The organism is Massilia sp. 9I, assembly GCF_902506415.1.
Lineage (GTDB): Bacteria > Pseudomonadota > Gammaproteobacteria > Burkholderiales > Burkholderiaceae_D > Telluria.
Window position 1 is genome coordinate 4,226,540 of sequence record NZ_LR733275.1, and the last position, 24,067, is coordinate 4,250,606.

General features: G+C 66.2%; 21 protein-coding genes. 15 read left to right on the forward strand and 6 right to left on the reverse strand.

The genetic code is table 11. The features are described from left to right. Positions 1–32: 32 nt before the first annotated feature. The 3 genes from aroQ to GV068_RS18895 all read right to left on the reverse strand — a co-directional run bounded on the left by aroQ (position 33) and on the right by GV068_RS18895 (position 1,791). Positions 33–470, reverse strand: coding sequence for a type II 3-dehydroquinate dehydratase (aroQ, locus tag GV068_RS18885; protein ID WP_159705228.1), 438 nt, complete (start codon positions 468–470; stop codon positions 33–35). A 134-nt stretch (positions 471–604) separates the two neighbouring features. Next, positions 605–1,165 carry a TlpA disulfide reductase family protein gene (locus GV068_RS18890; RefSeq protein ID WP_159701368.1) on the reverse strand — a complete coding sequence of 187 codons (561 nt, stop codon included), beginning with the start codon at positions 1,163–1,165 and terminating at the stop codon, positions 605–607. Continuing rightward, positions 1,162–1,791, reverse strand: a complete 630-nt coding sequence (locus GV068_RS18895; RefSeq protein WP_201303314.1) for a hypothetical protein — start codon at positions 1,789–1,791, stop codon at positions 1,162–1,164. Before GV068_RS18895 ends, GV068_RS18890 begins: the two co-directional genes overlap by 4 nt. Before the next feature lie 196 nt (positions 1,792–1,987). Here GV068_RS18895 and mpl point away from each other — a divergent pair, with 196 nt between their 5' ends. From mpl to corA, 8 genes are all read left to right on the forward strand, one after another. Further along, positions 1,988–3,355 carry a UDP-N-acetylmuramate:L-alanyl-gamma-D-glutamyl-meso-diaminopimelate ligase gene (gene mpl, locus GV068_RS18900; RefSeq protein ID WP_159701371.1) on the forward strand — a complete coding sequence of 456 codons (1,368 nt, stop codon included), beginning with the start codon at positions 1,988–1,990 and terminating at the stop codon, positions 3,353–3,355. Further along, positions 3,352–3,927 carry a YqiA/YcfP family alpha/beta fold hydrolase gene (locus tag GV068_RS18905; RefSeq protein WP_159701374.1) on the forward strand — a complete coding sequence of 192 codons (576 nt, stop codon included), beginning with the start codon at positions 3,352–3,354 and terminating at the stop codon, positions 3,925–3,927. Before mpl ends, GV068_RS18905 begins: the two co-directional genes overlap by 4 nt. Beyond that, positions 3,924–4,505, forward strand: a complete 582-nt coding sequence (locus GV068_RS18910; protein ID WP_229464332.1) for a chorismate lyase — start codon at positions 3,924–3,926, stop codon at positions 4,503–4,505. The genes GV068_RS18905 and GV068_RS18910 overlap by 4 nt, the downstream gene beginning before the upstream one ends. Before the next feature lie 2 nt (positions 4,506–4,507). After that, a complete protein-coding gene (locus GV068_RS18915; protein WP_159701377.1) occupies positions 4,508–6,559 on the forward strand; it encodes a ribonuclease catalytic domain-containing protein in 2,052 nt (683 codons plus the stop codon). 134 nt (positions 6,560–6,693) lie between these two features. Next, positions 6,694–7,548, forward strand: coding sequence for a TonB family protein (locus tag GV068_RS18920; protein ID WP_159701380.1), 855 nt, complete (start codon positions 6,694–6,696; stop codon positions 7,546–7,548). Further along, positions 7,545–8,354 carry a shikimate dehydrogenase gene (gene aroE / locus GV068_RS18925; protein ID WP_159701383.1) on the forward strand — a complete coding sequence of 270 codons (810 nt, stop codon included), beginning with the start codon at positions 7,545–7,547 and terminating at the stop codon, positions 8,352–8,354. Before GV068_RS18920 ends, aroE begins: the two co-directional genes overlap by 4 nt. A gap of 17 nt (positions 8,355–8,371) precedes the next feature. Continuing rightward, positions 8,372–9,091, forward strand: coding sequence for a monofunctional biosynthetic peptidoglycan transglycosylase (gene mtgA, locus GV068_RS18930; protein ID WP_159705237.1), 720 nt, complete (start codon positions 8,372–8,374; stop codon positions 9,089–9,091). A gap of 98 nt (positions 9,092–9,189) precedes the next feature. Then, the gene (gene corA / locus GV068_RS18935) at positions 9,190–10,155 is read left to right on the forward strand and encodes a magnesium/cobalt transporter CorA (protein WP_159701386.1); all 966 of its coding nucleotides are present in this window, start codon (positions 9,190–9,192) and stop codon (positions 10,153–10,155) included. A 71-nt stretch (positions 10,156–10,226) separates the two neighbouring features. Here corA and hemL read toward each other — a convergent pair whose 3' ends face one another. Together hemL and GV068_RS18945 are read right to left on the reverse strand one after the other, a co-directional pair. Beyond that, positions 10,227–11,519 (reverse strand): glutamate-1-semialdehyde 2,1-aminomutase, encoded by a 1,293-nt coding sequence (hemL, locus tag GV068_RS18940; RefSeq protein ID WP_159701389.1) that lies wholly within the window; start codon positions 11,517–11,519, stop codon positions 10,227–10,229. A 13-nt stretch (positions 11,520–11,532) separates the two neighbouring features. Next, positions 11,533–12,348, reverse strand: coding sequence for a hydroxymethylpyrimidine/phosphomethylpyrimidine kinase (locus GV068_RS18945; protein ID WP_159701392.1), 816 nt, complete (start codon positions 12,346–12,348; stop codon positions 11,533–11,535). 91 nt (positions 12,349–12,439) lie between these two features. Between GV068_RS18945 and GV068_RS18950 the strand changes: the two genes are divergently transcribed. The 6 genes from GV068_RS18950 (at position 12,440) to GV068_RS18975 (ending at position 21,565) form a co-directional block, all read left to right on the forward strand. Beyond that, a complete protein-coding gene (locus GV068_RS18950; protein WP_029755924.1) occupies positions 12,440–12,592 on the forward strand; it encodes a rubredoxin in 153 nt (50 codons plus the stop codon). A 143-nt stretch (positions 12,593–12,735) separates the two neighbouring features. After that, on the forward strand, positions 12,736–13,131 hold the full coding sequence (locus tag GV068_RS18955; protein WP_159701394.1) for a PleD family two-component system response regulator: 396 nt from the start codon (positions 12,736–12,738) through the stop codon (positions 13,129–13,131). Positions 13,132–13,157: 26 nt separating this feature from the next. Next, positions 13,158–13,550 carry a response regulator transcription factor gene (locus tag GV068_RS18960; protein WP_159701397.1) on the forward strand — a complete coding sequence of 131 codons (393 nt, stop codon included), beginning with the start codon at positions 13,158–13,160 and terminating at the stop codon, positions 13,548–13,550. Next, the gene (locus GV068_RS18965; RefSeq protein WP_159701400.1) at positions 13,547–14,086 is read left to right on the forward strand and encodes a chemotaxis protein CheW; all 540 of its coding nucleotides are present in this window, start codon (positions 13,547–13,549) and stop codon (positions 14,084–14,086) included. The genes GV068_RS18960 and GV068_RS18965 overlap by 4 nt, the downstream gene beginning before the upstream one ends. A gap of 51 nt (positions 14,087–14,137) precedes the next feature. Then, positions 14,138–16,378: a methyl-accepting chemotaxis protein gene (locus tag GV068_RS18970; RefSeq protein WP_229464335.1), complete on the forward strand. Its 2,241-nt coding sequence runs from the start codon at positions 14,138–14,140 to the stop codon at positions 16,376–16,378. Positions 16,379–16,393: 15 nt separating this feature from the next. Then, entirely contained in the window at positions 16,394–21,565 is a 5,172-nt protein-coding gene (locus GV068_RS18975; RefSeq protein ID WP_159701406.1) for an Hpt domain-containing protein, read from the forward strand. Positions 21,566–21,703: 138 nt separating this feature from the next. Here the strand turns inward: GV068_RS18975 and GV068_RS18980 are convergent, their stop codons facing one another. Further along, positions 21,704–23,155 carry a deoxyribodipyrimidine photo-lyase gene (locus tag GV068_RS18980; protein ID WP_159705240.1) on the reverse strand — a complete coding sequence of 484 codons (1,452 nt, stop codon included), beginning with the start codon at positions 23,153–23,155 and terminating at the stop codon, positions 21,704–21,706. A 288-nt stretch (positions 23,156–23,443) separates the two neighbouring features. On the opposite strand from GV068_RS18980, the gene GV068_RS18985 reads away from it, so the two are divergent. Further along, a complete protein-coding gene (locus tag GV068_RS18985; RefSeq protein ID WP_159701409.1) occupies positions 23,444–24,058 on the forward strand; it encodes a YqgE/AlgH family protein in 615 nt (204 codons plus the stop codon). Positions 24,059–24,067: the final 9 nt, after the last annotated feature.

Genomic DNA, 24,067 nt, shown 5'->3' on the forward strand with positions numbered 1-24,067 from the left:
CTGCGGCCGCTGATACATGAAGTTGACGTAGATTAACGCGATTTAAGCGCAAAGTCGATGGCAAACCGGTATCCGTCCGGACCCAGGCCGCAGATCACGCCTTGCGCAATTGCAGACAAGTACGAGTGATGCCGGAAGGGTTCGCGGGCATGGACATTCGAGATGTGCACCTCCACAAACGGGATCGCCACCGCGGCAAGCGCATCACGCAGGGCCACGCTGGTATGGGTCAGGCCACCCGGATTGATGACGATCGCCTCCACGCCTTCGCCGCGGGCGGCGTGGATGCGGTCGATCAGGGCTCCTTCATGGTTGCTCTGGAAGCAATCGAGGCTTGCGCCGCCTGCCTGAGCCTGTGCCTTGGCTGCCTGCTCGATGTCGGCCAGCGTCGTCGCGCCGTACACCGCCGGCTCCCGGGTCCCCAATAAATTGAGGTTGGGGCCGTTAAGCAGCAGTAGCTTTTTCGCCATGTTGAAGAGTCTGAACGCCCGAAAGGAAGGCATTGTGCCGCCAAGCTCGACTATTGGCAAGCAGTAAAATTGTCAGGCGATAGGGGCATGTTCGGCGCAGTTCGGAAAAGAACGATCGTTCGCAGACCCCGTATTCAGCCGTTCAGTTTCGCGAGGTCGGCGCGCAGTTCGTCGAACTTCAGCTTGCCCAGGTAGGTCTTGCGGACCTGCCCGTCGGCGCCGATCAGGACGGTGTAGGGCAGGCCGCCGGCGCTGTTGCCGAAGTCGCGCGACAGTTCGGTGCCGCCCATGCCGCCCACGTACAGCGGGTAGGCAATCTTCAGCTTGGCCGCGAATTCGTTCATGTTGGAGGGCGAATCGATGCCGATGCCGATTACATTGAAGGTCTTGCCGCCGTCCGTATGCGCCAGTTCGGACAGTTCCGGCATCTCCTGCACGCAGGGCGCGCACCAGGTTGCCCAGAAATTGACCACCAGCGGCTTGCCGCGCCACTGGGCCAGGGATTGGGGCTTGCCCTGCAGGTCGTTGAGCGACTGCTGGTACAGCTTGTCCACCGCCGTGTGCGGCTTGCCGCCGGTCGGTGCAATCGTCGTGGTGTAGGGAGGCACTTCTTTCTTGTTGACCGCCACCAGGGCGCCCATGATGCCGAACATCGCGGCAACGGCTGCATACGCAGCCACATGCTTTTTATTCATTCGTCCTGTTCCAGTGTTTCGTCATTCGCCATCAGCGCGCGCAGCCCGGCTGCGTCGACCCGCTGCAGGCGGCCATCGGCGCGCGGTTTGAGTGCACCGCGCATATCATGAAAGTCGTACAACTCGGCATGAATAGTTTCCTTATGCCACATGAAGCTGACTGTTTCAACCGGATCGTGCCGTCCGCCCTTGAAATGGGAGGTTTCGGAGATCTCTATATTGACGTTGCGGTTGAGTAGGTAGATCTCGACTTCCTTGGCGCTGTCGGCGAACAGCTGCAGGTGGATGTCGTCGTGCTCGCCCGCGGTGCCGTTGAGTACGGCTCCGGTGAGGTAGGGGCGGAAATCGGCCAGCTGGTCCATCACCTGCAGGGCGCACTCGCGCAGGGCCTGCAGGCGCGCGGCCTGGCCGGCGCCGCCGAACAGCTGCTGGTATTTACGGACTTCGTCCTCGATCTGCAGGTTGTCCGGCATTAGGTTGGGCGTTGGCCGGTCGACCCCGAGCACCTGGCGGGCTGCCTTGCGGCGCGCGGTATCGTAGTCGGCGCCATCCTGGGCGATCATGCGCGCCGCATTGGCAGCGATTTCAGCGCGCAACTGGAGCACATCATTATTCGGTATAGGCATGATGCCTGAATCATACTCCTAGAGCGTCTAACAAAACTCCCATTGCTGCGTTGCAATCGTCTCGCCGTACTAACGTACTGTCTTCGACGTTGCGCCTTGCCCTGGGAGCTTTGTTAGACGCTCTTTGCGCGGAAAATGACCGCGGGTCGGGTAGAATCGCGCTTTCGGTCCCACCCTAAGCTATTTCTTTTCGACCATGCACATTCACATCCTCGGTATCTGTGGCACCTTCATGGGCGGCCTGGCGGTCCTGGCCAAGGAAGCGGGCCACCGCGTCACCGGCTGCGACGCCAACGTCTATCCCCCGATGAGCACCCAGCTGGAAGCCCAGGGCATCGAGCTGATCCAGGGCTATGGCCCGGAGCAGGTATCGCTGAACCCGGACCTGTATGTGATCGGTAACGTCATGACCCGCGGCAATCCGCTGATCGAAGAGATCCTGAACCGCGGCCTGCCCTACGTCTCCGGCCCGCAATGGATCGGCGAACACATCCTGCGCGACAAATGGGTGCTGGCCGTGGCCGGCACGCACGGCAAGACCACGACCACCTCGATGCTGGCCTGGATCCTGGAAGACGCGGGCTATGCGCCGGGTTTCCTGATCGGCGGCGTGCCGATGAACTTCGGCATCTCGGCGCGCCTGCATGGCGACAAGCCGAGCGACTTCTTCGTGATCGAGGCGGACGAATACGACACCGCCTTCTTCGACAAGCGCAGTAAATTTGTCCACTACCACGCCAAGACCGCGGTGCTGAACAACCTGGAATACGACCACGCCGACATTTTCCCGGACATCGGCGCCATCGAGACCCAGTTCCACCACCTGGTGCGCACCGTGCCGGGCGTGGGCCGCCTGGTGGTGAATGGCGACGAAGCCTCGCTCGCGCGCGTGCTGAAACGCGGCTGCTGGAGCGAAAAGGAAAGCTTCGGCATCTCCGAGGGCGTGAACTGGAGCCTGGTCGAGCACCAGGGCGGCAGCTTCGACGTCGTCTTCAATGGTGACGTCCAGGGCACCGTGCACTGGGAACTGACCGGCCACCACAACCGCTCGAACGCGCTGGCCGCAATCGCCGCCGCGCGCCACGTCGGCGTGCCGACTTCGCAGGCGATCGCTTCGCTGTCGCGCTTCCAGAGCGTCAAGCGGCGCATGGAAGTGCGCGGCACCGTGAACAACATCACCGTGTACGACGACTTCGCCCACCATCCGACCGCGATCGCCACGACCGTCGGCGGCCTGCGCCAGAAGATCGGCACCTCGGGCCGGATCCTGGCCGTGCTCGAGCCGCGCTCGAACACCATGAAGCTGGGCGCCATGAAGGATGCGCTGCCGGGCAGCCTGAAGGATGCCGACCTGGTGTTCGGCTTCGGCAGCCAGCAGGCGCTGGGCTGGTCGCTGGCCGATGCCCTGAAGCCGCTGGGCGCCATCGCCCACAGCTTCGACCAGCTCGACTACATGGTGCAGGCGATCGTGCAGGCGGCCCAGCCGGGCGACCACATCCTCGTGATGAGCAACGGCGGCTTCGGCGGCGTGCACCAGAAACTGCTGGACGCGCTGGCCCCATGATTCTGTATTTGCACGGGTTCCGCTCCTCGCCGAAGTCCTTCAAGGCGCGGGTGGTGCAGAAGGCTTTGGCAGACGCCGGGCGCGCCAATGAGCTGATCTGCCCGCAGCTGCCGGCTTCGCCGAAGGAGGCGATCGCACTCAGCCTGCTGCTGGCCGAACGCTATGCGCCGGACAATCTGTCCATCATCGGCTCCTCGCTGGGCGGCTTCTACGCCACTTATCTAGCCGAGCGCCTGGACGTGCCGGCGGTGCTGATCAACCCGTCCGTGAATCCCCTGAAGAACCTGGAACACCACGTCGGCGTCACCACGGCCTGGCACTCGGATGAACCCTTCGAGTTCTTGCGCGAGTACATCGACGAACTGGCGGCGCTGCGCGTGGAGAACATCACCAGGCCGGAGCGCTATTACCTAGTAGCCGCGACCGGCGACGAAGTCCTGGACTACCGCGACATGGTGGCGCACTACGCGGGCGCGAAGCAGCACGTGATCGAGGGCAGCGACCATGCGATCTCGGAATTCCCGCAGTACGTGGACGAAGTGCTGGCCTTCTGTACAGGCACGGCGCAGTGAGGAAGGCTTCCTTGCGCATGGCGGCGTGGCAGCCGCACGCCGGGGCCGTGCGCGCGCCCGACAACATGCGCGACTGGCTCACCACCGAAGGCTCGCTGACCGCGCGCCTGATGGCGCACAGCGAGCGTTTTCGCGTGCGCCGGCTGCACCAGAACGCCGCCACCTGCCTGTCCGACGAGGCCCGTGCGATCGGCCTGCCGCGCCCAGGCCGGGTGTGGGAACGCGAAGTGCTGCTGGAGTGCGACGGGGTGCCAAGGGTGTTCGGCCACACGGTAGTGCCGGCCAGCTGCACCGCCAGCGACTGGCCGCTGTTTTCGGCGCTGGGCGAACGCTCGCTCGGCACCACCCTGTTCTACGACCCGCTGGTGCGCCGTGGCCAGCTGGAATACGCGCGCATCCGCGCGGGCCATCCGCTGTTTGCGCGCGTGCGCGCGGCGCTCGGTGGGCACGACGAAACACTTTATTATGCGCGGCGCTGCGTCTATCGCCGCCATCAAGGCCTGCTCCTGGTCACTGAGGTATTCTTGCCTGCGGTGCTGGATCTACAAACGGCCGCACCATTACAGAACACGAAATAAATATGAACGTATTTTTTGAAGAGTCGGGCGACTTCAAGGTCGGCAGCATCCTGTCGCAGGCCGGCGAGGCCTACCAGGTGGAGCTGGCCAGCGGCAAGCGCAGCAAGGTCAAGGCCAAGGACGTGCTGATCCAGTTCGACAAGCCGGAACCTGAAAGCCTGATGAGCGCCGCGAAAGGCATCGCCGCGGAAGTCGACCTCGACTTCCTGTGGGAGGTCGCGGGCCAGGAAGAATTCGGCTTCGCCGAGCTGGGTGCGGAATACTTCGGCCACGCGCCGCTGCCGTTTGAGGCGGCCGGCCTGGTGCTGGCGCTGCATGCCGCGCCGATCTACTTCCATAAAAAGGGTCGGGGACGCTACAAGGCCGCGCCGGAACAGACCCTCAAAGCTGCGCTGGCCGGCATCGAAAAGAAGAAGCAGCAGGCCATCATCCAGGCCGGCTACGTCGAGGAACTCAAGGGCGGCAAGCTCCCGGGCTCGATGCAGTCGATCGTGCTGCAGCTGCTGTTCAAGCCGGACAAGAACACCATCGAATACAAGGCGCTGGAAGCGGCCGCCTCGGAGCTGCAGACCACTCCGCAGCGCCTGATGCTGAGTACGGGCGGCCTGGCGTCGCCCAAGGACCTGCACATGTCGCGCTTCCTGTTCGAGCACTTCCCGCGCGGCGCCGGCTTCCCGCAAGTCGAGGTGCCGAAGGCGCCCGGCGACCTGCCGCTGGCCGATGTCGCCGCCTTCTCGATCGACGACGTGACCACGACCGAGATCGACGACGCCTTCTCGGTGGTCAAGCTGGAGGACGGCACGGTGCGCGTGGGTATCCACATTGCGGCGCCAGGCCTGGGCATCCGTCCCGATGACGCGATCGACAAGATCGCCCGCGCGCGCATGTCCACTGTATATATGCCGGGCGATAAGATCACCATGCTGCCAGACGAGGTGGTGAACGCGTTCACGCTCGCCGAAGGCAATGACTGCCCGGCGCTGTCGCTGTACGCGGTGCTTAACCCCGCCGATTGGACGGTAATCTCGACCTCCACCCGCGCCGAGCGCGTGCCGATCAAGAGCAACCTGCGCCACAACGACCTGGACGCGCTGGTGAACGAAGAGACCCTCGCCAGCGGCGAAGGCGAGTATCCGCACAAGGAAGAGCTTGGCCTGCTGTGGCAGTGGGCGCTGCAGCTGGAAGCCGGCCGCATGAAAAAGCGCGAAGCCTTCGGCCTCAAGCCGGAGCAGGCCAATCGCGTCGACTTCAACTTCTACGTCGACGACGACGTGGTGAGCATCGTGCGCCGCAAGCGCGGTGCGCCGCTCGACAAGATCGTGGCCGAGCTCATGATCTTCGCGAACAGCACCTGGGGCAAGCTGCTGCACGATTCCGGCGTGCCGGGCATCTACCGCTCACAGGGACCGGGCGCGGGCGGCTGGAACGCCAAGATCCAGGTGCGCATGGTGACCCACGCGGCGCCGCACCAGGGCCTGGGCGTGGACCAGTACGCGTGGAGCACCTCGCCGTTGCGCCGCTACACCGACCTGGTGAACCAGTGGCAGATCCTGGCCTGTGCATCCAACGGCGTGACCGCGCCGCTGGTGGCCCCGTTCAAGCACCGCGACGCCACGCTGTTCGCGATCGTCTCGAGCTTCGATGCGGCCTATGCCGCCTACAACGACTTCCAGCAGAACATGGAACGCTACTGGTGCCTGCGCTGGCTGGGCCAGGAACAGGCCAAGCAGGTCGATGCCGTGGTGCTGAAGGACGAAGTGGTGCGCCTGGTCGAGATCCCGCTGGTGGCCCGCCTGGCCGGCATGCCGCAGCTGGCGCGTGGAGCGCAGGTCAAGCTGGATATCGTGCGCTGGGACGAAGTCGACCTGTCGCTGGAAGCGCGCCTGCTCGAAGTGGCGGCGGTGGCGCCGGATGCGTCGCTCGAACTCGAGGAAGAGGAAGAGGGCGATACCGGGGAAGCGGCGCTGGCGGAAGTGGTGGAAGCGGAAGGTGTTGTCGCCGCGGTCACGACCGAAGAAGGTGTCGAAGTGCCCGCCAACGCCGGAACCGCATGATACCGTTGGGCGGGTTTTCCGCCCGCCCAACGAACCCACCCACAAGCGCAGTTGCAGGTTAGAATGCCCCATCCCTGATCCAACCGCCCGTCCGGGCACGCGCAGTGAAGTATTTGCAAGATAACCGTCCCCTGATGATCGCCCTCGGTGTCTCCGTGCTTGCGCACGCGGCGCTGCTGGCGGTGCGTTTTGCCGCGCCGGACGCCTTCCGCCAGAAGCCGGCCGACCCCGGGCTCGAAGTCATCCTGGTCAATGCCAAGCATGCCAACGCCCCGGCCAAGGCCGATGCGCTGGCCCAGGCCAACCTGGAAGGAGGCGGTACGGCCGACGCCGGCCGCGCCAAATCGCCGTTGCCCGACCTGCGCAAGACCGAGAATGGCGAAAGCATCAAGGCGCTGCAGCGCCGCATCGCCGAACTGGAGCAGCAACAGCAGAACGTCCTGACGCGCGTGCGCAAGTCCGATTTCGCGGCGCCGCCGAAGACCGAACAGGACAAGCCCGATCCCACCCGCACGGGTAGCGACGCCCTCGACACCAGCCGCGCCATCTCGCGCACCGCGGCGGAAGTCATCGAGCGCATCGAAGACCAGAACAAGCGTCCCAAGCGCACCCAGATCACGCCCAGCACGCGCCAGGTCGGCTATGCGCTCTACTATAAAGAGATGCAGAAGCGGATCGAGGAAGTCGGCACGCTCAACTTCCCGCAGCAGAACGGCAAGAAGCTGTACGGCGAACTGGTGGTCTACATCCCGGTGTTCCAGGACGGGACCATCTATATGAGAGACGGCGGCCCGCGCATCGAACAGAGCTCGGGCAATCGCGCGCTCGATGCGGCGGCCCTGCAGATCGTGCGCCGCGCCGCGCCCTTCGGGAACTTCCCGACGAACATGCGCACCCGCGGCAAGGACGACCTGTGGGAAGTGATCACGCGGTTCCGCTTCACGCGCGAAGAAAAAATGCAAACCGAACTGCGAGGCAGTGAAGGATGACAGATAAATACTGCGTGATCGGCAACCCGATCGCCCACAGCAAATCGCCCGAGATCCACCCGGTCTATGCGCGCCAGACCGGCCAGGAGCTGGTCTACGAACGCTGCCTGGCGCCGCTCGACGGCTTTGCCGCCACCGTGAAGCAGCTGGTAGCGGACGGCTACCGCGGCGCCAACGTCACGCTGCCGTTCAAGATCGAGGCGGCGCAGGTCTGCACCCGCCTGGAAGAACGCGCGAAAGCCGCCGGCGCCGTCAATACCCTGGTGTTCGCGAACGGCGAGATCATCGGCGACAACACCGACGGCCCCGGCCTGGTGGCCGACATCACCCGTAATGCCGGCCGCGCGATCAAGGACAAGCGCGTCCTGCTGCTGGGCGCCGGCGGCGCCGCGCGCGGCGCACTGCTGCCCATCATCGGGCAGGGACCGCGCGAGATCGTCATCGCCAACCGCACCGTGGCCACGGCCGAAGCGCTGGCGCGCGACTTCGCCAAGTACGGCGTGCCGATCAGCGCTACTGGTTTCGACGGCATCGAGGGCAGCTTCGACATCGTCGTCAACGGCACCTCGAGCAGCCTGGCCGGCGACCTGCCGCCGGTGCCGGCCAGTGTCTTTGGTCCCGACACCCTCGCCCTGGACATGATGTACGGGAACCAGCCGACCGTGTTCATGGAGTTCGCCGTAAGCCACGGCGCCACCGTGCGCGACGGCCTGGGCATGCTGATCGAGCAGGCCGCCGAAGCCTTCGCCATCTGGCGCGGCGTGCGGCCCGATACCGCCGACGTATTCAGGAAGATGCGACCATGAGCACAGCCACGATGGCAATGGGTAAGGCGAAGAAGGCAAGCGCGAAGACGTCGCGCCGCTGGCTCAAGTGGCTGATCCTCGGTCCGATTCTCCTGGTGCTGCTGGTGCAGCTCTACTTCTTCGCCATGGTCTGCTGGTATTCGATGTTCAACCCCGGCTCGACCAGCTTCATGCGCCAGCAGCTGTCCGAACTGCGCGAAAAGAACCCCAAGGCCCAGCTCAAGCACGAGTGGGTGCCGTATGAACGCATCTCGGTCAACCTGAAAAAGGCCGTGGTGGCCTCGGAAGATTCGCGCTTCGCCGAACACGGCGGCGTGGACTGGGAAGCGCTGGAAGCGGCCTATGAGCGCAACAACAAGCGCAGCAAGGTGGTTGGCGGCGGTTCCACCATCACCCAGCAGCTGGCCAAGAACCTGTTCCTGTCCGGCTCGCGCAGCTACCTGCGCAAGGGGCAGGAAATGATCATCGCCTTCATGCTGGAGACGGTGATGTCGAAGCGCCGCATCCTCGAGGTCTACCTGAACGTGGTGGAATACGGCCGCGGCGTGTTCGGCGCGGAAGCGGCGGCGCGCTACTATTTCCGCACCTCGGCCGCCAACCTGAACCCCCAGCAGGCCGCGCGCCTGGCGGTGATGCTGCCCAATCCGCGCTACTACGACAAGCACCGGACCACCAATTACCTGATGCGCCGCACCGCGCTGATCCAGCGCCGCATGCGTTTCGCCGACCTGCCGTAAGCGTCGGCAGGCACGAAAATTGTCGTTACGGGGTGGCCGCGCGTGCGGCCTCTCGGTTACACTTGCCGCAGTTTTCGAATCCCGGCCGAGAAAAGCGCATGATCAACGTATTTGTCCTACAAAATGGCCGCCTGAACCAGGTCAGCGTCGACTCGCGCGAGGACCTGGAGAACGTGACGCCGGTCTGGGTCGACCTGAACGAGCCCACCGACGAGGAGCGTATCCTGGTCAAGACGACCTATGGGGTGACGCTGCCGGGCGAAGACGAAGTGTCGGACATCGAGGCCTCGGCCCGCTACTACGAAGCCGAGAACGGCGACCTGCACCTGCGCACCGACTTCCTGCTGGAAGAAGAGGACGGCCCCTCGCGCGTGGTCACGGTGGCCTTCATCCTGTCCGGGAAAATCCTGTTCTCGGTGCACAACGACGACCTGCCGGTATTCCGCCTGGTGCGCCTGCGCGCGCGCTCGCGTCCCGGTTCGATCGAAGACTACATGGACGTGCTGCTCGACCTGTACGCGACCGACGCCGAGTATTCGGCGGACGCGCTGGAGGGCATCTACGAGGCGCTGGAAGAAGTCTCGACCCGCGTGCTGCAGAAGGAATTCACCGACCAGGACGCGGCCGCCGCGCTGAATGCGATCGCGCACGAGGAAGACTTGAACGGCCGCATCCGCCGCAACATGATGGATACGCGGCGCGCGGTCAGCTTCCTGATGCGCGGCCGGCTCTTGAACAGCGACCAGTTCGAGGAAGCGCGCCAGATCCTGCGCGACATCGAATCGCTGGACGGCCACACGTCCTTCCTGTTCGACAAGGTGAACTTCCTGATGGATGCCACCGTCGGTTTCATTAACATTAACCAGAACAAGATCATCAAGATCTTCTCGGTGGCCTCGGTCGCCTTCCTGCCGCCGACTCTCATCGCCAGCATCTACGGCATGAACTTCAAGCGCTTCCCGGAGCTCGACTGGACCCTGGGCTACCCGTTCGCGCTCGGCCTGATGGTTGCGGCGATCGCGGCGCCGCTGGTGTACTTCCAGCGCCGCGGCTGGCTGCGCTGATGAAATAAAATTTCAAAAACAAACGCCCGGTGAAATATTCTTTCACCGGGCGTTTTTGTATCCAGACCTGTTTAAGCGATGCGCTGGAACACCCGGCGCGCCGCCTCGATGGTTTCGTCGATCACCGCGTCCGTGTGCTGGGCCGAGACGAAGCCTGCTTCGAACATGGCCGGCGCGAAGTACACGCCTTCGTCCAGCATGCCGTGGAAGAAGCGGTTGAAGCGCTCCTTGTCGCCGGCCATCATCTGGCCATAGGTCGACGGGATGCTGTTACTGAAGTAGAAGCCGAACATGCCGCCCACCGCGTCGCCGCAGAAGGGGATGTCGGCTTCTTTCGCAGCCTCGGTCAGGCCAGTCACCAGGCGCTGGCTAGCTGCGCCGAGTCGATCGTAGAAGCCCGGCTCCTGGACCAGCTTCAGCGTGGTCATGCCCGCCGCCACCGCGACCGGGTTGCCCGACAGGGTGCCGGCCTGGTAGACCGGTCCGATCGGCGCCATCTTCTGCATCAGGTCCGCGCGGCCGCCGAAAGCCGCTACCGGCAGGCCGCCGCCGATCACCTTGCCGAGCGCCGTGAGGTCCGGCGTGATGCCGTACATCTCCTGGGCGCCGCCGAGGCCGACGCGGAAGCCGCACATCACTTCGTCGAAGATCAGGACCGCGCCGTGTTCCGTGCACAGCTCGCGCATGCGGGTCAGGAATTCCGGCGTGGCGCGGATCAGGTTCATGTTGCCGGCCACCGGCTCCACGATCACGCAGGCGATGGTGTCGCCCATCGAGGCAAAGGCGTCTTCCAGCTGAGGGACGTTGTTGTAGTCGAGGACCAGGGTGTGCTTCACGAAGTCTTCCGGCACGCCGGCGGACGTCGGGTTGCCAAAGGTGAGCAGGCCGGAACCGGCCTTGACCAGCAGCGAATCGGCGTGGCCGTGGTAGCAGCCTTCGAACTTGACGATCTTGTCGCGGCCGGTGGCGCCGCGCGCCAGGCGCAGCGCGCTCATGGTCGCTTCGGTGCCCGAAGAAACCAGGCGCACCTGCTCGATCGACGGCACCAGGCGGCAGATCTCTTCGGCGATCTCGATCTCGCCTTCGGTCGGGGCGCCGAAGGACAGGCCGTTGGCGGCAGCGTCCTGCACCGCCTTGATGACCTGCGGATGGGCGTGGCCGACGATGGCCGGGCCCCAGGAACCGATGTAGTCGATGTAGCGCTTGCCGTCCGCGTCCCAGAAGTACGGGCCTTCGGCGCGGGTGATGAAGCGCGGGGTGCCGCCCACCGAGCGGAAGGCGCGCACCGGCGAATTCACGCCGCCCGGCGTCGTTTGCTGGGCGCGGGCGAACAGTTGGTCGTTCTTCGAAGTGGTGTCAGTCATGGTGGTGTTCGGGTCAGCCCCGATAGAATTTATTGGGAATGAACTTGCCCATGCCGAAGCGCTGGGCGTGTTCGAGGGCGCCGGTGGTGTATTCCTGGGCGGCGAACAGCGCCTGGGGCGCTTCCATGCCGTGGGCCATCAGGGCGGTGAAGGCGGCCGAATAGGTGTTGCCGGCGCCGACGAACGGACCGGGCAGGTGCTGCCATTCGACCTGCGCGACCACGCCGTCGGCGTCGAACAGGGTGTTGGAGCAGGTGCCGTTCTCGTCGCGGGTGCCGGTCACCAGCACGTACTGGCAGCCGGCATTGGTCAGTTCGGCCACGTCCTCCAGCAGCGAGCCTTCGGTGCCGCTCATTGGATCCACTTCGCGCCAGGTCTCGGCCATGCGGCCCAGCTCCGACTGCGACAGCATCAGCACCGTGGTCTGCGGCGCCAGGATCGAGCGGATCGCCGACAGCATCTCCTCGTCGGCCAGGCCGGAGTCGGGCAGGGCGGTGAGGAAGGGATCGAGGATCAGCGGAGCGTCCGGGTAGTCGGACACGATCTCGGCGATGGCGGCCAGCTGCAGCACGGTGGCCACGGCGCCGACCTTGAAGGCGGCTACCGGCATGTCTTCCAGCAGGACCCGGGCCTGGTCGGCCATCCAGTCGCTGTCGACTTCATGCAGTTCTTCGACCTTGGCGCTGTCGGCCACGAGAATGCCGGCGACGACCGACAGCCCGTGGCACCCATGCGCGGCGAAGGCGGCCAGGTCGGCTTGCACGCCGAGCGCGCCGACCGGGTCGGACACGCCAAATGTCAGGATGAGGGGGAACGATTGGTTTTGCACGACGGCTGCATTAATATACGCGACTCTCCATTTTACTTTACCGAGGAAGCATATTGTGAGTAACGATTCGACGGCCCCATTCCAGACCTGGATGTGCCTGATCTGCGGCTGGGTCTACGACGAGGCAGCCGGCGCGCCGGACGACGGCATCGCCCCCGGCACCCGCTGGGCCGACGTGCCGATGAACTGGACCTGCCCGGAATGCGGCGCCCGCAAGGACGATTTCGAGATGACCGCCATCTGAACCCGGCGTGAGTTGTCGTAACGTCAGCTGAGTTTGCAAATTGCTACGTCAATCTACGCGTAACAGTTGACGTACTGCAACACATCACGCACAAGGCATATGCCCTGTGCTATCGTGGCGCTTCATGCTGAAGTGAAACGAAAATGACGATAACGCCGCACCAAACCGGCCTGACCATCATGGTGATCGACGACAGCAGCACGATCCGCCGCTCCGCCGAAATCTTCCTGACCCAGGCCGGTTACCACGTGGTACTGGCCGACGACGGCTTCGACGCGCTGGCCAAGATCAACGACCACCACCCCGCACTGGTGTTCTGCGACATCCTGATGCCGCGCCTCGATGGCTACCAGACCTGCGCCCTGATCAAGAAGAGCGCGCGCTTCCACGCGACCCCGGTGCTGATGCTGTCGTCCAAGGATGGCCTGTTCGACCGCGCGCGCGGCGCGATGGTCGGCGCCAGCGCCTATCTCACCAAACCGTTTTCCAAGGACAGCCTGCTGGCCGCGGTGCGCGAGCACACGGCAGTGAAGGCCTGAATCCGATTTACCGAACCGAGTCCAACGTGGCCATTCACAACATCCTGATCGTCGACGATTCCCCGACCGAGCGCTTCTACCTGACCGACATCCTGGTGCGCGCCGGCTATGCCGTGAGCACCGCCGTCAACGGCGAAGAGGCGATCGACAAGATCCGCGCCGAGCGCCCGCAACTGATCCTGATGGACGTCGTCATGCCCGGCGCGAACGGCTTCCAGGTGACGCGCTCGATCGCGCGCGACCCGGAGCTGGCGGCGATCCCCGTCATCATCTGCAGCAGCAAGAACCAGGAAACCGACCGCATCTGGGGCATGCGCCAGGGCGCCCGCGATTACCTGATCAAGCCGGTCGACCCGGCGCTGCTGCTGGCCAGCATCGCCTCGCTCGACCAGAAACCGGCCACCGCGGCGGCGGCATGATCGCCGACGGCGAAAGGCTCGACCCGGCCGCGCGCCGCGCGCGCCTGCGCGACTACCAGGACCAGCTCCTGGAACGCATGCAGGCGGCCAAGGGCGGCGGCGGCGCCCCGATCCAGCAGCTCGGCATGCAGGTGGGCGCCACCCGCTACCTGCTCGACCTGGTGGAGGCGGGCGAGATCGTGCCGCTGGCGCCGCTCACGCGCGTGCCCTTGACCCTGCCCTGGTACCTGGGCCTGGCCAACGTGCGCGGCGTTCTCGTCGGCGTGGTCGACCTGGCGCGCTACCTGGGCGAGGACGGACCGCCCCCGTCGGGTCCGGCGGCGCGCATGGTGACCTTCTCCCCCACGCTCGGCTTCAACTGCGCGCTGCTGGCCGACCGCGTGTACGGCCTGCGCCAGGCCTCGGGCATGCGGCGCGAGGGCGAGACCCTGGTCGACGCCGACGACAACATATGGACGCCGCTGTCGCTTGCAGCCCTGGTGCGGGAAGCGCGCTTCCAGGATGTGGCCCAAGCGGTCGCACAAGACCAACGCTAAACCAACACAGCAGGACCAGGAGCCGGTATGGGATTCGCCTCGAAACTCAGCATGAACGTATTCTCGAAGGACAGCGAGGACGACGATACCGTCCTGGCCGCGCCCGACACCGAATTCGGCCCGGGCGTGCTGCCCCAGCATCCTTCGAACGACGCGGCGCCGCTGCACGGTTCGGCCGACGCCGCCGCGCGCCGTCTCGGCAATACCCGTCCGCGCAAACCGCTGAATGCCGCGCCGGAGAGTGACGACCTGCGCCTGCCGCTGATCGGCCACCTGTCGCTGTCGCGCCAGCTGCGCCTGGTGCTGGCCGCTTTCGTCGCCGGCATCCTCCTGACCGTGCTGGCGATGTGGCAGAACGCCGCCCACACCGACGTGGTGTCGACCCAGGGCCAGATCGCGGCCGACGCGCTGATGCATGCGCAGCGCGTGGCCAGGTCGGCGCCGCTCGCCCTGGGCGGCGAGAGCAGCGCCTTCAGCGAGCTGGATGACAGCCGCGCTGAAGTCGGCCGCCTGCTCACGCTGCTGGCGCGCGGCGGCCAGTCTGGCGGCCAGGCCATTCCCGCCGCTTCCGGCCAGCTGGTGCCGATGATGGGCAAGGCGCGCTCGGGCTGGTCGGCCTCGAACGCCGCCGCCGCGACCATCGTCGGCAACAAGCGCCACCTGGTCGGCTTCGGCGCCAGCGTGGACAAGTTCGAGCCGCTCGCCACCGAACTGCAGTCGATCGTCGAGAAGCAGCCGGGCAATGCCGCCCTCGGCCGCCTGGCGGCGCTGACCGACCGCCTGTCGGTGAGCGTGCACGCCTTCATGAGCCCGGGCGCCGCCTACCGCGACGCCGCGCGCGCGGTCGCGCGCGACAGCGCCGAGCTGGGCGCTTTGCTCGACGGGCTGTCCGAAGGCCCGGGCGCACTGCCCGACGCAATCCTGCGCGAACGCCTGCAGGATGCCCGCACCGCGTTCAAGACCTGGCAGGAAGGCCTGGCGCCGCTGTCGACCAACCTGCACAACTTCAGCGCCGCGCGCAGCGCCGAATCGGTGATCGCGCGCGACAACGAGGGCCTGCGCTCCGCGCTCACCAAGGTGCAGGCGGAGTACCGCAAGCAGATGGGCCAAAAGAGCAACTGGTTCTGGCTGCTGGTCGGCGCCTCCGTCTTTACCCTCGTGATGGGCGGGAGCCTCAGCCGCGTGATGCTGCAGGATTCGCGCAACCGCACCCGCGGCGCCGAGGCGCGCCGCCGCGAAGCCGAGGCGATGCGCCAACTGGCCCAGGCCAAGGAAGAAGAGGCGAAAGCCACCAACGACCAGAACCAGGCGGCGATCCTGCGCCTGATGAACGAACTGCAGGAAGTGGCGGACGGCGACCTGACCGTGCACGCCACCGTCTCGGAAGACATCACCGGCGCGATCGCCGATTCGGTCAACTACACGGTCGAGGAACTGCGCGGCCTGGTCCTGCGCGTCATCAAGACCACCGAGCAGGTCACGCGCGCCTCGAACGGCGCCCAGACCGTGTCGACCGAGCTGCTGGGCGCGGCCGAAGCTCAGTCGCGCGAGATCCAGGACGCCTCCTCCACCATCCTGCAGATGGCGACCCAGATCGCCGACGTGTCGCGCTCGGCGACCGAATCGGCCGACGTCGCGCGCCAGTCGGTGGCGGCGGCGGAGCAGGGCGCGCAGGCGGTGCAGAACGCGATCCTCGGCATGAACGAGATCCGCGAACAGATCCAGGAAACCTCGAAGCGCATCAAGCGCCTGGGCGAATCCTCGCAGGAGATCGGCGAGATCACCGACCTGATCTCGGACATCACCGAACAGACCAACGTGCTGGCGCTGAACGCCGCGATCCAGGCCGCGTCGGCCGGCGAGGCGGGGCGCGGCTTTTCGGTGGTGGCGGAAGAGGTGCAGCGCCTGGCGGAACGCTCGGCCGAAGCGGCCAAGGGCATCGGCGCGCTGGTGCGCACCATCCAGGCCGACACCCACGACGCCGTCGCGGCAATGGAAAAGTCGACCCAGGGCGTGGTCGAGGGAGCGCGCCTGTCCGACGCGGCCGGCGCCGCCCTTAGCGACATCTCGCGCGTCTCGAACCGCCTGGCGGAGCTGATCCAGGGGATTTCGAGCGCAGCTGAACAGCAGGCGACGTCCGCCAACGGTGTGGCCCATAATATGCAGCACATCCTGTCGGTGACCGAGCATACCCAGGGCGGAACGCGCCAGACGGCGCAGTCGATCCGCGAACTGGCGCTGCTGGCGCAGGAACTGAAAGATTCGGTGTCGCGCTTCCGCGTGGCTGCATAACCTGATAAAGAACCCATGACGAACCCTGCCTCCCAACGCATGCCAGCCTTCGATACCGGTCCCCTGTCCTGGGTGATCGGCGAGATCCGCGACGCGCTGGGAAGGTCGGGCACCGCTCTGCGCGACGCCGCCAACCGCAGTCCCGAGGCGCAGCCGACCCTGCTGCTGCACGCCAAGACCCATCTGCATCAGGCGCACGGCGCCCTGCAGCTGGTGGACGTCGAGGGCGTCGCCGTGCTGGGCGGCGCGGCCGAGCGCCTGATCGACCGCTTCAAGGATGGCGCGCTGCCCTGCACCGCGGAATCGGTGAAGGTGGTGCAGGACGCCTACCAGGCCCTGGTCGAGTACCTCGATGAACTGCTGGCGGGCAGCCCGCAGCAGCCGGCGCGCCTGTTCCCCTATTACCGCGACCTGCAGGAAAAGCTGGGCGTCGAACGCATCCACCCGTCCGACCTGTTGCCGGGCGACCTGGGCAAGGACGTCGAACTGCAGGCGCCGGTGGCCGGCAAGGCGCCGGACATCGCGGCCTGCCGCGCGCGCTTTGAAAAATCGCTCCTGCCTTACCTGAAGAGCGGCGAGGCGCAGCACGCGGCCGGCATGCGCGATGCGCTCGAACCGATCGCCGGCGCGCAAACCGAAGCGCGCGCGCGCCTGTTCTGGCAGGCGATGCACGCCTTTGCCGGCGTGGTGGCCGACGGCCAGGTCGAGAGCGACCTGTACGTGAAACAGCTGCTCGGCCAGGTCAACCTGCAGCTGCGCCGCCTGTCGCAGGGGCAGGGCGGCACGCCGGATGCGATGCTGCGCGATGCGCTGTTTTTCGTGGCTGCGGCCGAAGGTGCCAAAAATGAGCCCAACGCGGATGCGCAGCGCCTGCGCCAGGCCTGCGGCCTGGACGGCCTGGTGCCGAACGATTACGCCGCGCGCCGCTACGGCCGCATCGACCCGGCCGCACTGCAGGAAGCGCGCGAGGCGCTGGCCCGCACCAAGTCGGACTGGGATCGCATCGCCAGCGAGGGCGACCTCGGGGTCAAGGAAGATTTCAACCAGCAGCTGTCGCGCCTGGCCGGCGCCAGCGAGAAGCTGGGCGCGCCCGCGCTGGCCCAGCTGATGCGCGAACTGGGCCGCGCCGCGACCGACGCCATGCAGGCCGGCCGCAGCGACGACTTCGGCCTGGAGATGGCGACCGCCATGCTGTTCGTCGAGAACGGCCTGGACCAGCTGCGCCAGTTGCCCGAGGATTTCGCGGAGAACGCGGAAGCGGTCGGCGCGCGCCTGCTCGCGCTGGCGGCCGGGGAAACCCCGCCGGACGCGCCGCAGTGGCAGGGCGAGCTGGCGCGCCAGATCCAGCAGGGCCAGACCGTGGCGGTGCTGGCCAATGAAATCAAGGCCGGGCTGCGCCAGGTCGAGAAGCTGCTCGACGACTATTACGACAAGCCGGGCAAGCGCGAAGTGCTGGTCCAGGCCGAGCCGGTGCTGCACCAGCTGCAGGGCGCGCTCGCCATCCTCGACCAGGACGAAGCGGTGCAAGCCGCGCGCCATGTCGCGGGCGAGGTGCGCCTGCTGGCGAGCAGCGACGGGGACGTGACGGCGCAATCGAGCGTTCTGCACAACATCGCCCAGAACATCGGCGCGCTCGGCTTCTTCACCGACCTGCTGGCCCAGAACAGCGAAGCGGCCAAGGGCCGCTTCACGTTCGACCTGGACAAGCGCCTGCTGCGCGAGCTGCCCTTCGAATTCGTCGAGACGGCGCCGGAAGCTGTGGCCGCCCTCGAAGAAGCGCCGACGCCGGAAGAAGCCACGATCGAGTCCGAGCTGCTCGAGATCTTCATCCTGGAAGCGCAGGAAGTGCTCGGTTTCGTTGCGGAGACCCTGCCGCTGGCCGAGAACAACCCGGCCAGCCAGGAAACCCTGACCCTGCTGCGCCGCTCCTTCCACACGCTCAAGGGCAGCAGCCGCATGGTGAACCTCGAGCGCTTCGCCGAAGGCGCGGCCGCGGTCGAGCGCGTGATGAACGGGTGGCTGGCGGAGGCGCGCAGCGCCACGCCGGAACTCCTGGCCCTGCTGCGCCGCGCGCATGCGGAACTGTCCGACTGGGTGGCAGACCTGGTCGCGAGCGGCAGTTCGGCGCGCGACAGCGCGTCCCTGGTGGCGGCCGCGACGCACGTGCAGGAAGGCACCGAGCCGGAAGCTGTGGAGGAGGCGCCAGCGGAGGAAACGCCGCCTGCGGACACCAAGCACATCGGCGACCTGGCCATTCCGCTCGGTCTGTACACGATCTACCTGGAAGAAGCCGACACCCTGGTGCAGGCGCTGGCCGACGATTTCGACGCCTGGCGCGGCGAAGCCGAGCGCCTCGCCTCGCTCGACGCGCTGAAGGCGGCGCACACGCTGGCCGGGACCTCGTCCACGGTCGGCTACGCCGCGTTGCGCGACGTCGCCCACGCGTTGGAACTGGTACTGGAAAAACTGGCGACGCCGGGCCCGGTCCTCGACGACAACGGCCGCGAGCTGCTCGACGCCACGCTGTCGCGCGCGCGCACCATGCTGCAGGTGTTCGCCCTGGGCGAGCTGGCCCCCGCCCAGCCGGAGCTGATTGCCCAGATGGAGGCGCTGCTGGCGCGCCTTGCCAGCGAGCAGGCGGCGTCCGTGTACGGCGAAGCCGACCCGGCCCTGGCCCAGAAGCTCGACGCACTGTTCGCCACCGCCTACGACGAACTGCTGGCATCGCCTCCGGTGCTGGTGCAGACGCCGGCCATGCTGGAGGCGGAAGAAAAGGCGAGCGCGGTCAGCGAGATCGACGACCTGTTCGATACCTTCCTGGACGACCCGTTCGCCGCGCCGGAGCTCGACCAGGCGGGGCCTGCGGTAGCCGAATTCGTGCCGGTCACGCCGGACGAGATGGTGATGGAAGAGGAAGCCGTGGCGCCGCAGCCGGAACCTGAGCCGGAGCCGGAGCCTGTCCCGGCGCCTGTCACGGACGACAGCGTGCTCGCCGGTGGCCCGGTCTTCACCGACGAACTCGACCCGGACCTGCTGCCGGTCTTCCTGGAAGAGGGCGCCGACCTGTTCCCGCAAATCGGCAACGGCCTGCGCCAGTGGCAGCAGAACCCGCAGGACCACGCCATCGCCCAGGGTCTGCAGCGCGCGCTGCACACCGTGAAGGGCAGCGCCCGCATGGCCGGCGCGATGCGCCTCGGCCAGCACACCCACGAGCTGGAAACCCAGATCGAGAACATGGTGCATGCCGGGACCACCGCATTTGCCACAAGCGCGGCGGCGTTCGACGAACTGCTGGCCAACTACGACCAGGCCCTGCTGCTGTTCGAACAGCTGCAGCAGCCCTCGCGCCCGGCGCCGCAGACCGCGGCGCCTGCGCCCGCCGAGCCGGCGGGCACGCGTGCGCCGCTGGTGCGCGTGCGCGCCGACCTGCTCGATCGTGTCGTCAACCAGGCCGGCGAAGTCTCGATTACGCGCTCGCGCCTGGAAAACCAGGTGGGCTCGCTCAAGGGCGCCTTGTCCGACTTCTCGGAAAACCTCGACCGCCTGCGCCGCCAGATGCGCGAAATCGAGATGCAGGCCGAATCGCAGATCGCCTCCACCCTGTCGATCGCCGGCGAGGAGCGGTTCGACCCGCTCGAGTTCGACCGCTTCACGCGCCTGCAGGAACTGACGCGCATGATGGCCGAGAGCGTGAACGACGTCGAAACCTTCCACGAAGGCCTGTCGCGCACGGTGGACAGCGCGGCCGAGGACCTGGCGGCGCAGTCGCGCATGACGCGCGACCTGCAGCGCGACCTGATGCGCGTGCGCATGGTGCCCTTCGCCAGCCTGTCCGAGCGCCTGTTCCGCGTGGCGCGCCAGACCGCGAAAGAAACCGACAAACGCGTCAACCTCGACATCCGCGGCGGCGCCGTGGAAATCGACCGCAGCGTGCTGGAACAGATGGCTGCGCCGTTCGAACACCTGCTGCGCAACGCCATCGTGCACGGCATCGAGGCGCGCGCCGCCCGCGTCGAACAGGGCAAGCCCGAAACCGGCGAAGTGCTGGTGCAGGTGAGCCAGCACGGCAACGAAGTGGCGATCGTGTTCAGCGACGACGGCGCCGGCCTGGACCTGGACCGCATCCGCGCCAAGGCGCGTGCACTCGGCCTGGTGGGGCAGGACGCTGTCGTGTCCGACATCGACGCCGCCGAACTGATTTTCGAGCCGGGCTTCTCGACCGCCGACACCCTCACCGAGCTGGCCGGCCGCGGCGTCGGCATGGACGTGGTGCGTTCCGAAGCGCAAGCGCTGGGCGGACGCGTGGTGATCTCGACCGAGCCGGGTAGAAGCACGCGCTTCTCGATCCACCTGCCGCTGACACTGGCCGTGGCGCAGGTGGTGCTGGTCGCCAGCAGCGGCCGCACCTATGCGCTGCCTTCGACCCTGGTCGAGCAGGTGATGCAGGTGCGCGATACCGAGCTAAGCGCGGCGCAGGCCGCCGGGTCGATCCCGGTGTCGGGTCAGCCACATTCCTTGCATGCGCTCGACGTGCTGCTGGGAGAAGGCAATGGCGGCAACGTGCAGCGCCTGAACCCGGTGCTGGTCGTGCATGGCGCCAGTGGCCGCATCGCGCTGCGCGTGGACGAGGTGCTGGGTAACCGGGAGGTCGTGGTCAAGAACATCGGCCCGCAGCTCTCCAGGGTGCCGGGCATCGCCGGGGCGACCGTGCTGGGTACGGGCGAGATCGTGCTGATTCTCGATCCGGTGGCGCTGGCGCAGCGTCCGGCAGCGCCGGTGGTCGTCGGCGTCGAGGAAGCGCAGCCGGTACAGCGCGCGACCATCATGGTGGTGGACGATTCGATCACCGTGCGCCGCGTGACGCAGCGCCTTCTGGAGCGTGAAGGCTATGCGGTGATGCTGGCCAAGGACGGCATCGACGCGCTCGAGCAGATCGAGGAGGCAAAGCCGGACCTGATGCTGGTCGATATCGAGATGCCGCGCATGGATGGCTTCGACCTGACGCGCGAGGTGCGCAGCAAGGAGGCGACCAAGGCGATCCCGATCATCATGATCACTTCGCGCACGGCGGACAAGCACCGCAACTATGCGCTGGGGCTGGGGGTGAATGCCTATTTCGGCAAGCCGTATCAGGAGCCGGTGCTGGTGGCGGCGATTGAGAGCCTGCTGGAGAAGGCGAAGGGCTGAAGGCTGCTCGGCGAACTTGGGTCCCGGCCTGCGCCGGGACGACGGTTTTTCAGCTAGCGCTCTCGAAGTCACCGCCGCTGATCAACCGTACAAAAAACAACGTCATCCCGGCGAAGGCCGGGATCCAATTTAGTGTGATCAGCTACTTGCCTTCTTCACCACCGCAAACCTCTCCAGCGTCCGCTTCCTCGCCACATCATGGTCAACCACCGGCATCGGATAGTCGCGTCCCAGTACCACGCCCTTGTCCGCCAGCACCCCGGTATCCACCAACCACGGCGCATGAATCTCTTTAGAACTGAGCCGTTCTAAGGCCGGCACCCACTCCCGAATGAACTCCCCGTGCGCATCGAAGCGCTGCGACTGCGCCACCGGATTGAAGATCCTGAACCACGGCTGCGCGTCGCACCCGGTCGACGCCGCCCACTGCCAGCCGCCGTTGTTCGAGGCCAGCTCGTAGTCGTTCAGCTTGAGCGCGAAATAGCGCTCGCCGCGCCGCCAGTCGATCCCGAGGTCCTTGGTAAGGAAGCTTGCCGTGACCATGCGCAGCCGGTTGTGCATGAAGCCCGTCCGGTTCAGCTGCGCCATCGCCGCATCCACCAGCGGATAGCCGGTGCGCCCCTCGCACCAGGCCGCGAACAGTTCCTCCGCCTCGTCACCGCTCTCCCAGGCCAGCACGTCGAAGGCCGGCTTGAACGATTGGGTCACTAGCTGCGGATTGCGCGCCAGGATCATCGAATAGAAATCGCGCCAGATGAGTTCCGACAGCCATACCGGGGCGCCCGCGCCGCCGGCGCCGTTCTCCGCCATTTGCCGCGCCGTACGCACCAGGTGGCGGATCGAGGTGGTGCCGAAGCGCAGGTGGGTCGACAGGCGCGAAGTGCCGTCCTCCGCGGGGAAGTCGCGCGCCCGGCCGTAGTCCGCCATGTGCGACACGAAGCGCTCGAACAGTTCTTCCGCTCCCTCCATCCCGGCCGGCAGCGGCGGTTCTCCCGCTTCGAAACCGATGTCCGCGAGCGAGGGTAGGGCGGGCGGACCCGGGGGCGGCGCGAAGGCCTGGGCGTAGGGATCGACCGGGTAGGCCGCCAGCGTCTCCGGCATCGCCGCCAGGCGCTTGAGCCAGGCATTCTTGTAGGGCGTGAACACCGAAAACGGCCCCTTGGCCAGGGTCAGCACCTCGTCCTGTTCGAAAATCACCTGGTCTTTGCAACTCTGGAATGTCCGGCCATCCGCACCGAGCCGGTCTTTCATCCGTGCGTCGCGTTCCACCGCGTCGGGTTCATAATCGGTACATACCAACACCGCGTCGACACCCAGTTCGGTGGCGAGCGCCGGGATCACTTCAAGCGGGCGGCCCTGCCGCACAATCAGAAAACCGCCGAGCCGACGGAGTTCGGCGTCGAGGCTGGCCAGGCTGGCATGGATGAACCGCACACGGCGGTCGTCACGGGGCAGCCGGTCCAGAATGTCGCTGTCATACACGAAAACGCAATACACACGATTGGACGACGTCAAAGCCCGGTGCAGGGCTGCATGGTCGAATGCCCGCAAGTCGCGCCGGAACCAGACCAAAGAATTGCTCATATTCATCATCGTGTGCAGGGTCAAAGTGGCGGCCGATTTTACTGGGTAGGATTCTTCCTAACCGACCCGGGATGCAGCTTGGCGGGACAGAGACGGGACGCCCGCGGGCGTGCACCGGGAGCGTATCGGGGCGCTTCCATGAGGTCTCGGTGCGATTCGGTGTAAACTATCGAAAAGCGTAATGTTGTTTTGTGGACACTTGGACGTTTCAAACGGTTATCAACCAGAGTGGGCCCATGTGAGAGTAAGCGTATGAAAAAAAGCAAAGTTGGCAGTACTCTACCGATGCCCGGCATGCCACCGGAACACGACGATACGCTCGGTAACATCAGCCCGGCTTCTTCCGGACTGAACCTTGCCAACCACTTCCTGATCGCGATGCCCTCGATCCAGGATCCGATCTTTGGCGGCACCGTCGTCTACATCTGCGAGCACAACGAAAAGGGCGTGCTCGGGGTGGTGATCAACAAGCCGACCGACATGACGATGGAAGTCCTGTTCGATCGCGTCGACCTGAAGCTGGCGCCGGGGCTGCGTTCCTCGGTGGTGGAGCAGCCGATCATGTTCGGCGGCCCGGTCCAGGACGACCGCGGTTTCGTCCTGCACACGCCCAGCGGACGCTACTCGTCCTCGGTCACCGTCACCGACGACGTCGCCTTTACCACCTCGATCGACGTGCTCGAAGCCGTCGCCAGCGGCAGCGGCCCGCACCGCATGCTGGTGTCGATCGGCTACGCCGGCTGGAGCCCGGGCCAGCTCGAGGAAGAAATTCTGCGCAACGGCTGGCTCACCGTGGGCGCCGACGCCAAGGTCCTGTTCGACCTGCCGATCGAGGAACGCTATACCGCCGCCATCAAACTGCTGGGAATCGACCCGCTCATGCTCGCGACCGAAGCCGGCCATGCGTAAGGGGTGCAT

What these genes read in the sequence shown, in the direction of transcription:
- GV068_RS18985 (WP_159701409.1), top strand. Translation starts at nt 23,444, where the DNA reads ATGCCACCGGAACACGACGATACGCTCGGTAACATCAGCCCGGCTTCT.
- GV068_RS18975 (WP_159701406.1), top strand. Translation starts at nt 16,394, where the DNA reads ATGACGAACCCTGCCTCCCAACGCATGCCAGCCTTCGATACCGGTCCC.
- hemL (WP_159701389.1), bottom strand. Translation starts at nt 11,519, where the DNA reads ATGACTGACACCACTTCGAAGAACGACCAACTGTTCGCCCGCGCCCAG.
- GV068_RS18970 (WP_229464335.1), top strand. Translation starts at nt 14,138, where the DNA reads ATGAACGTATTCTCGAAGGACAGCGAGGACGACGATACCGTCCTGGCC.
- aroQ (WP_159705228.1), bottom strand. Translation starts at nt 470, where the DNA reads ATGGCGAAAAAGCTACTGCTGCTTAACGGCCCCAACCTCAATTTATTG.
- GV068_RS18950 (WP_029755924.1), top strand. Translation starts at nt 12,440, where the DNA reads ATGTGCCTGATCTGCGGCTGGGTCTACGACGAGGCAGCCGGCGCGCCG.
- mpl (WP_159701371.1), top strand. Translation starts at nt 1,988, where the DNA reads ATGCACATTCACATCCTCGGTATCTGTGGCACCTTCATGGGCGGCCTG.
- GV068_RS18955 (WP_159701394.1), top strand. Translation starts at nt 12,736, where the DNA reads ATGACGATAACGCCGCACCAAACCGGCCTGACCATCATGGTGATCGAC.
- corA (WP_159701386.1), top strand. Translation starts at nt 9,190, where the DNA reads ATGATCAACGTATTTGTCCTACAAAATGGCCGCCTGAACCAGGTCAGC.
- GV068_RS18895 (WP_201303314.1), bottom strand. Translation starts at nt 1,791, where the DNA reads ATGCCTATACCGAATAATGATGTGCTCCAGTTGCGCGCTGAAATCGCT.
- GV068_RS18915 (WP_159701377.1), top strand. Translation starts at nt 4,508, where the DNA reads ATGAACGTATTTTTTGAAGAGTCGGGCGACTTCAAGGTCGGCAGCATC.
- GV068_RS18890 (WP_159701368.1), bottom strand. Translation starts at nt 1,165, where the DNA reads ATGAATAAAAAGCATGTGGCTGCGTATGCAGCCGTTGCCGCGATGTTC.
- aroE (WP_159701383.1), top strand. Translation starts at nt 7,545, where the DNA reads ATGACAGATAAATACTGCGTGATCGGCAACCCGATCGCCCACAGCAAA.
- GV068_RS18980 (WP_159705240.1), bottom strand. Translation starts at nt 23,155, where the DNA reads ATGAATATGAGCAATTCTTTGGTCTGGTTCCGGCGCGACTTGCGGGCA.
- GV068_RS18965 (WP_159701400.1), top strand. Translation starts at nt 13,547, where the DNA reads ATGATCGCCGACGGCGAAAGGCTCGACCCGGCCGCGCGCCGCGCGCGC.
- GV068_RS18920 (WP_159701380.1), top strand. Translation starts at nt 6,694, where the DNA reads ATGATCGCCCTCGGTGTCTCCGTGCTTGCGCACGCGGCGCTGCTGGCG.
- GV068_RS18905 (WP_159701374.1), top strand. Translation starts at nt 3,352, where the DNA reads ATGATTCTGTATTTGCACGGGTTCCGCTCCTCGCCGAAGTCCTTCAAG.
- mtgA (WP_159705237.1), top strand. Translation starts at nt 8,372, where the DNA reads ATGGGTAAGGCGAAGAAGGCAAGCGCGAAGACGTCGCGCCGCTGGCTC.